A 7,219-nucleotide genomic window follows, 5' to 3' on the forward strand; every position below is an offset into this window, starting at 1 on the left:
CTAAAATCTAAAATCTAAAATCTAAAATCTAAAATCTAAAATCTAAAATCTAAAATCTAAAATCTAAAATCTAAAATCTAAAATCTAAAATCTAAAATCTAAAATCTAAAATCTAAAATCTAAAATATTAAGCCCCCATCTTGCGAGGGGGGATTGACATTTGTACCACTTAAATGTTAAGAACCTACTAATCGTCCGAGCCGTGTCTCTCACTGGCTTGTATGGACTTTTCAAAAGTCATTCGCTGTTCGGCATTTTTGAGAAAATAACCGCTAATCATAGCTGAGGCAAGCAATCTACCCAAATGTTCGCGACTGGTAGTCACTGTCACCCCGAAGTGTTCCGAAGGTAAATTACCCAAAAGTCCAACAATATTTCGCTCCATTACTTGAAACACTTCGTGAGAAGTCGGCTTAGACAACTGAGAAACTGTGTCCGGAGCCATTGACTGCACGTATTGCCATAATAAGTTGGCATTTTCTCCGTCTTCTTCAAAGAATTCTGGGGATTTATTAGATGAGTTGCTCACGAGTACCTCCGTTTCAGAGACAGCTTGTTATGTTAGACGCGGGCGGTTAAATTAAATAACCCTTATCTGATCGCTGCTGATCTTTATTACTAAGTAATAACTAATGTAGCAGGACATTTGTAGCAACCAAGTGGGCACAACCGAATTAAAAGCGGCGGTTTTTACGATTTTAGATTGGGGATTGCGAGTGGGCGAAATGTCCGATCGCCAATCCCCAATCTAGCTAGCTGGCTAGATAATCGTTGATATCTTGCTTGCGCTTGCGGAGCTTGGTCAAAGCTTCCCGTTCTATTTGTCGCACTCGTTCCCGACTGATGTTGAGACGATCGCCTATTTTGGCCAAAGTTAAGGTTTGCCCGTCTTCTAAACCAAACCGCAAGGCGAGCACTTCTCGCTGTTGCTGAGTCAGTTCCGCCATCAGGTGATCTAAGTCAGTCCGCAGGGAAGATTGCAGGGCAAAATCTTCTGGGGTAGTACCCGTATCTTCCAACAAATCGCCCAACTCTGTATCTTGATTGTCTCCCACGCGCAAGTCCAGGGAAAGTGGCAGGCGCGCGCGATCGAGATATTCGCGAATCTGTTTGGGAGTCAATTCTAGCTCTGATGCCAATTCAGCAGCCGTGGCCGCGCGACCAAGCTGTTGAGCAAGTTGGCGCTGAGCCTTTTTAATTTTGTTGAGCTTTTCGGTGATGTGGATCGGCAAGCGGATGGTGCGGCCTTTTTCGGCGATCGCCCGAGTAATTGCCTGACGAATCCACCAATAAGCATAAGTAGAAAATCTGTAGCCCTTAGTCGGGTCAAATTTTTCTACTCCCCGCTGCATCCCGATCGTGCCTTCCTGAATTAGATCCAGTAAATCTACGTTTCGCTTGATATATTTCTTGGCAACAGACACTACCAGGCGGAGATTCGCTTCCACCATTTGGCGCTTTGCCCTTTCCCCGTGTTCGATCGTCCGCTGCAACTGTGCCTCAGACAGCCCAACTGCCTGTGCCCATTCAGCCGCCGTCGGGTCGCGGCCTAACTCTTCGGCTAAAATATTTTTCTCCTGATGCAGTGCGGTTGAGCGCTGTACCTGTTTCCCGTAGAGTATTTCTTGCTCATGGGTCAACAAGGGAACGCGGCCGATTTCCCGCAAGTAAGCGCGAACAGAATCTGTATCTGAGGACTTAAGAGTTTTCATGAGCTTTTCCCGCTGAGGATCTGTGCCTCTAAAGGTTTGCGGTAGTCGCAAACCCCTAGCTTTAGCTGGGAAGGAAAGCGGGCGGGGACTTGCGCTTTCCTTCCATTTAAAGAGGCTTAATTTTATGGTAGCTAGCTACTACTCCCAGTCAGCACCATCTCAGGTTAGGTTTTGGTTGGGGCGTGCACAATACTACGTTATGTTAAGAATCTTAACATTTGTGAGAGCACTTGCCTACACTTCTTCATATTTATTTCATGCCAGCCTGGACTGTTGGTACGAGAGTAACCGCTTTCCTGGCTTTGCAGTTGCATCGGGTTAAACAAAATCGGGTAAATCTCAGAGGGGGAGATGCGGAGATGGGGTGAGGGGAGATGGGGAGGTTGACTGAAGAACGAGACCTGCGCCAGGGGCGATCGACTAGGGGAAAAGTCGGTAGCGTTTCAACCACCTTGAATATTTCTTTACAGATACTTTACATAGTTAGTCAAAAGCTGATGTTATGATCCAAAAGATAAAGTAAGAATAACCATCTACGTGTTGAAACGTCCGGCGTTGCCCAGTAATTCCGGCAACTGACTGATCCGACGCAAGATTCGGAATAGTTAAAGGGCAAATAATAGCAGGAGGTAGAGCTTACCAGATATTTTGCCTAGTGATGAACTCGCGATCGCGCAAAAAACCAAAGTATACGCAATATTTGAAGAAATTCAAGCTCAGTGAGTAGCGGCGACAAGATAGCCACGAGTGAAAATCCGAATCTGGATTCCTCAAGAATCCCCTCCCCTTTCAGGCTAGGGAGTATCAAGAAGCCTAGACATTTGTAGACAATAAGAATAAAAATACTTATTGTTCATGTACAAAATTAGTGAGTTTGCTGCAAAAGTAGGTGTTTGGGTCAAAACAATTCAGCGGTGGGACAACTCCGGTAAATTACCAGCACGCTTAGATCGGTTGCGGGCGATCGTTACAAGAGAACGCATTTGACATCTATTCCTGTAATCCCAAGCCTAATACCCTAGAAAGATTTCACATTCGGGACTAGAATTTATTGCGGTTTTTTTTTGTGTGTGTATGCGGGAGCGATCGCCCTCCCCGCTGATTAGCCCCGTCCCGATCAGCCACTATCTAGGTTATAGGCGATCGCCGCTTCTTCCCAAGCCCGGTTAGTTTTTTTAAACACCCTGTCCGACTTTTTAAACACCCTCTTAGGTTTAGCGAGTGATTTCTTCCTTCTCGTATTGCCCCGGTTTATAGGATAATTTATCGCTCATCTCGACTAACATACATAATAGATAAAAGTAGCTACTTTTTGCAACTACTCAGGTGGAGAATAAGTGACATTTAACTCAATTGAATTCCTAGTCTTTTTTCTAGTTACCTATATCTTGTACCGCATCCTTCCTTTCCGTGGTCAAAACTTGGTGTTGCTGATTGGTAGCTATGTATTCTACGGCTGGTGGGATGTTCATTTCCTGTTTTTAGTGCTTCTTTCCACCGCAATTGACTTCTACTGCGGGGCAATGATTGATACTGGTCGATTAGAATTTTCTAACCGCAGGATTGTTTCTTTGTCAGTTGTAGTAGGGGCGTTGTTATTTGATACAGTTCAATGGAATGCCATTCAGGTAAGTATAGCACCAATAGCGGTGTCAGTACAGTGGACACAACTATTACCGGCTTCTTTTTCCGGCTGGTTGATATTAATGGCGGCCCTGGTAGTTGTAGCAATTGCTAACCTGCTGTATCCCCAATTCACCGCTCTTGAGGAAAAACAGCGCCGCCATTTGTTCCTGTGGCTCAGTGTAGGGAGTAACTTGGCACTTTTAGGCTTCTTTAAATACTTCAATTTCTTTATTAGCAGTGCTGAGAAAGCAATTCATACCCTGGGGATTCATAGCAACTTATTGCATTTAAACATCATTCTGCCTGTAGGCATCTCGTTTTACACTTTTAAAGCCATCAGCTACGCTTGCGACATTTATCGAGGCAAACTGAAAGCATCACACCACTTTTTAGACTTTGCTCTCTTCTGGGCTTATTTTCCCCCATTGTTTGCTGGCCCTATAGATAGAGCTTCAGAGTTACTTCCTCAATTGTCAAATCCGCGAAAAATCAGTTTTGAACAATCTGTTCAAGGTTTGTTTCTGATATTATTTGGATTGGTGAAGAAAGTAGCGATCGCCGATGGATTAGCTGGTTCAGTCAATGCAATTTATGGGACTAAGGGAAATGTTTCTTGGATTGATATCATTTTAGCAACTTTCCTCTACGCCATTCAAATCTATTGCGATTTTTGTGGTTATTCAGACATCGGTAGAGGTGTATCCAAATTGTTGGGTATAGAACTAATACTCAATTTCAATCTGCCTTATTTTTCTAAAGATCCCAGCGAGTTTTGGCGTCGCTGGCACATTAGCCTCTCTACTTGGCTACGGGATTACCTATATATACCACTTGGGGGAAACCGTCAAGGCGATCGCCAAACTTATCAAAATCTGATGACAACAATGGTACTGGGCGGACTTTGGCATGGCGCAGCATGGAACTTTATCCTGTGGGGATTTTATCAGGGGATGCTTTTGTCTGTGTATCGAGCTTTTACCCCTAAGACTACTAACAAACAACTACCGAGCAAAAATAAGTTCAAACTTCTAGAAGGAGTAGTCGCAACTCTATTCTTTTTTATGCTGACTTGCTATGGATGGCTGTTGTTTAAAGCCACTTCCCTGACTCAGATTATCTCCTTTACAAAAATTCTGTTTGGAGATTTCGGAAACTTGGCGCTCAGTCTGCCTACACCCCCATTACCTGCTATCTTGGGCATTCCACTACTGATCAGCTATGAATTTTTGGCTTACCAAACTGATAATCCCGATTTTTACCGTCGTTATCCAACCCCAGCCCGTGCAGCTTTTTATACAGCACTCATTATTATTTTATTGATGGGAGAAAGCAATGCCCCTGCACAGTTCATCTATTCTCAATTTTAAACCAGCTATCAGCAATGCCATGCGTAAAAAATTCGTCACCGGACTGTGGATCATTTTCTTCCTATTGATGTTCGATTTTTCGATCAATTTTATGTTTCCATATCCGTCCGATCCTTTAGCAAGTTCTCCAGGGCAACTCAATACATATTTTGAATATGGGCGATCTATTGAGGGCAAGCTTTCACGGATGGTCGGTTCTACGGATGAATTAAGTTCACCTATAGCAATTGCTGGCTGGTTAGATCCAGAACTATGGAAGAAGTTAAATATACCCGTTAGCCGAACTTCCGATAAAGATTTGCTAATTGCTATCTACGGTATGTCATTTTCCAATAATGTCGGCACCGCCATGGAGGAAATGGATTCGAGGCTGATGATTAGAGCGATCGCCGGACCTGCTGCTCCGCCTAATTACTCCTTCGCTGCGTACAATTTAGATCGAGGTAAGCATCAAGCCGATATAGTAATTTTGGGACTGTTAGCTTCTAGCGTTAAAGGACTCAGAACTCTTAACGGCATGACTTGGCAGTTTGAAGGACCAGCACCTTACACCTACCCACGATACTTTTTGGAAGATGGAAAGCTGAAGGCAATCTCGCCCAATGTGATGTCTTTAGCTCAACTTCGGGCTGCCCTCCAAAATAAGCAACAGTGGAACGCATTTGTTAATCAACTTAAAGAACACGATCAATTTTTTAATGGATTTATATTCCAGAAAAAATGGCTGGATAATTCGGTAATTATCCGATTGATTCGCAGAGCTTTAGCACAACGTCATCAGCTCACACTTACAAATCAAATTCATAGTACAACAGGGTTTAATGCCGAATCAGAAATTCCTGTTTTAAGGGCAATAGTTAACGATTTCGGAGCCACAGCTAAAGCTGATGGTAAAATGCCAATTGTGCTTATTCTTAATGATCGTGGATATGAAGATCATTTGTTCCAAGCACTCAAACCAACCTTAGAAAATGCTTCAATTCCCTATATCAGTACCCATAATATTGTTCCTGCTACTGATCTCAGTAACTTTATTGGTGATGGACACTTTACCCCAAAAGCCAACAAATTAATCGCTCAAGAAGTGCTAAAGTTGTTGAATGAGCATTTTAATCGAGTTCAACTTAACTAGAAGTTAACTGAACATTAGAATTACTGACAAAATGCTCACCATTTTTAACGATACTTACCGGAGAAACTCCTGAAGTTAATCCCCGCTGTATAGGTTTGACGGGACGATGATCTGCGAGTGGTAAATCAACGGTTGTCATAATTTTAGCAAGGACAATTTTCATTTCAAACTGAGCCAATTGTATCTTCCAGCAGAGGAAAAAAATCACGAGATAACAAGAAGTGAATTGATCACAATTCATGATATCCATTGGGAAATTGGGTAGTAATAAATATGTAGTGAAATTTAATTACCGTAATTGAATCCCTAGGTTAATTTTATAACTCACACTATCAAATTTTGTGATTTTAATATTTTTTTACTCGCTCGAATGTAGATGGAGTTACAGTTATGGTATCATAAGTAATTCTTGCTGGAACCGTTGATATTGACCAACATTAATTTAGTCATATAATATGCTATCCTTACGACCAAATTGCCCTGATTCTGTTCAAATCACATAGTTAAGAATGGTAGAATTCATAATAAAAAAACCTCAGACAATTGTCCTAGTTGCGGTCGCCAATTTGTAGAGAATCCTACAAACAAAGTAATGGGTTCACAAACAAAAGATTTAATTGATCGCCTTCTGTTGGAGAAAATTTCTTTGGCTGGTAGAGCTATATAGTCATTTCAAATAAGTATGAGACACTAGACTGCACAAGAAGCACGAATAATTTCATCAAGAGATGTGCCAGGAGACGCATACATTTTAGCTCTCTTTAATGCACTAAAATCATGCTCAATATCATTTAAGTCAGGAGAGTATTTTGGTAAAAATACAGCAGATTCCAGGGAAATAGAGTACACCTTACTCCCAAACACTTACCAAAATGGTTGACAAACCCTTGCAACCGTACTCCATGAACCTGGAAATTGCTGTATTATCTGATGACTCGCCGACTCAACCAATAGTCTAATGACCGTCTTACGATGAATGGGTGCATTATCCATAATTAATATAGATGGACTTGTTAAATCTGGTAACAAATATAAAGATAACCATCCTTCAAATTCTTCTGCATTCAAACTACCCATAAAGAGCATTGGTGCAATTAAGTCAGGGTAAGCTCATCTAATTTGGTATAAATTGTACTTGACAAAAAGGGCAAGATATAAAGGAGCATCCTGTCAATAGCGGTTCTTTTGAACCCATTTGAGATATTTAGGACGCTCCACAGGCAACCGACGCTCGACAGATAACGGGCGCTCGACAGACAACGGGCGCTCGACTCGCAGCCTCAAAGATGTCAAATGGGTTCTATAGGTCAATGGCACTGAAAAAGTGAGCCAAAAAAAATCTGTAAGGCAAGATATACATAGATAATTGCCTTACAAACCAA

At 42.0% G+C, this 7,219-nt stretch carries 6 protein-coding genes and 3 pseudogenes; 4 read left to right on the forward strand and 5 right to left on the reverse strand.

The features are described from left to right. Nucleotides 1–187: 187 nt before the first annotated feature. Both QT996_RS27635 and QT996_RS27640 read right to left on the reverse strand, forming a co-directional pair. On the reverse strand, nt 188–529 hold the full coding sequence (locus tag QT996_RS27635; RefSeq protein ID WP_172187001.1) for a DUF760 domain-containing protein: 342 nt from the start codon (nt 527–529) through the stop codon (nt 188–190). Nucleotides 530–752: 223 nt separating this feature from the next. Next, on the reverse strand, nt 753–1,712 hold the full coding sequence (locus QT996_RS27640) for an RNA polymerase sigma factor, RpoD/SigA family (protein WP_190661889.1): 960 nt from the start codon (nt 1,710–1,712) through the stop codon (nt 753–755). Between the two features lie 855 nt (nt 1,713–2,567). On the opposite strand from QT996_RS27640, the gene QT996_RS27645 reads away from it, so the two are divergent. The 3 genes from QT996_RS27645 to QT996_RS27655 all read left to right on the forward strand — a co-directional run bounded on the left by QT996_RS27645 (nt 2,568) and on the right by QT996_RS27655 (nt 5,837). Continuing rightward, a complete protein-coding gene (locus QT996_RS27645; protein ID WP_333050621.1) occupies nt 2,568–2,699 on the forward strand; it encodes a MerR family transcriptional regulator in 132 nt (43 codons plus the stop codon). A gap of 350 nt (nt 2,700–3,049) precedes the next feature. Continuing rightward, nucleotides 3,050–4,705: an MBOAT family O-acyltransferase gene (locus QT996_RS27650; RefSeq protein ID WP_333050623.1), complete on the forward strand. Its 1,656-nt coding sequence runs from the start codon at nt 3,050–3,052 to the stop codon at nt 4,703–4,705. Next, nucleotides 4,671–5,837 carry a hypothetical protein gene (locus QT996_RS27655; RefSeq protein ID WP_333050624.1) on the forward strand — a complete coding sequence of 389 codons (1,167 nt, stop codon included), beginning with the start codon at nt 4,671–4,673 and terminating at the stop codon, nt 5,835–5,837. The genes QT996_RS27650 and QT996_RS27655 overlap by 35 nt, the downstream gene beginning before the upstream one ends. On the opposite strand, the gene QT996_RS27660 is transcribed toward QT996_RS27655, so the two are convergent. After that, on the reverse strand, nt 5,830–6,015 hold the full coding sequence (locus QT996_RS27660; RefSeq protein ID WP_333050625.1) for a hypothetical protein: 186 nt from the start codon (nt 6,013–6,015) through the stop codon (nt 5,830–5,832). The genes QT996_RS27655 and QT996_RS27660 overlap by 8 nt on opposite strands. 321 nt (nt 6,016–6,336) lie before the next feature. Here QT996_RS27660 and QT996_RS27665 point away from each other — a divergent pair. Then, nucleotides 6,337–6,498: pseudogene (locus QT996_RS27665) on the forward strand (IS1 family transposase); the annotation flags it as partial. A 29-nt stretch (nt 6,499–6,527) separates the two neighbouring features. Here the strand turns inward: QT996_RS27665 and QT996_RS27670 are convergent. Together QT996_RS27670 and QT996_RS27675 are read right to left on the reverse strand one after the other, a co-directional pair. Beyond that, a pseudogene (locus QT996_RS27670) lies at nt 6,528–6,656 on the reverse strand (IS630 family transposase); the annotation flags it as partial. 102 nt (nt 6,657–6,758) lie between these two features. After that, nucleotides 6,759–6,938, reverse strand: a pseudogene (locus QT996_RS27675) (transposase); the annotation flags it as partial. Between the last annotated feature and the right edge of the window lie 281 nt (nt 6,939–7,219).

This window comes from Microcoleus sp. S13C4, assembly GCF_036700865.1.
Taxonomy (GTDB): domain Bacteria; phylum Cyanobacteriota; class Cyanobacteriia; order Cyanobacteriales; family Microcoleaceae; genus Microcoleus.

Excerpts from the sequence above, each read along its gene's own strand:
- QT996_RS27640 (WP_190661889.1), bottom strand. The coding sequence starts at position 1,712 with ATGAAAACTCTTAAGTCCTCAGATACAGATTCTGTTCGCGCTTACTTG.
- QT996_RS27645 (WP_333050621.1), top strand. The coding sequence starts at position 2,568 with ATGTACAAAATTAGTGAGTTTGCTGCAAAAGTAGGTGTTTGGGTCAAA.
- QT996_RS27655 (WP_333050624.1), top strand. The coding sequence starts at position 4,671 with ATGCCCCTGCACAGTTCATCTATTCTCAATTTTAAACCAGCTATCAGC.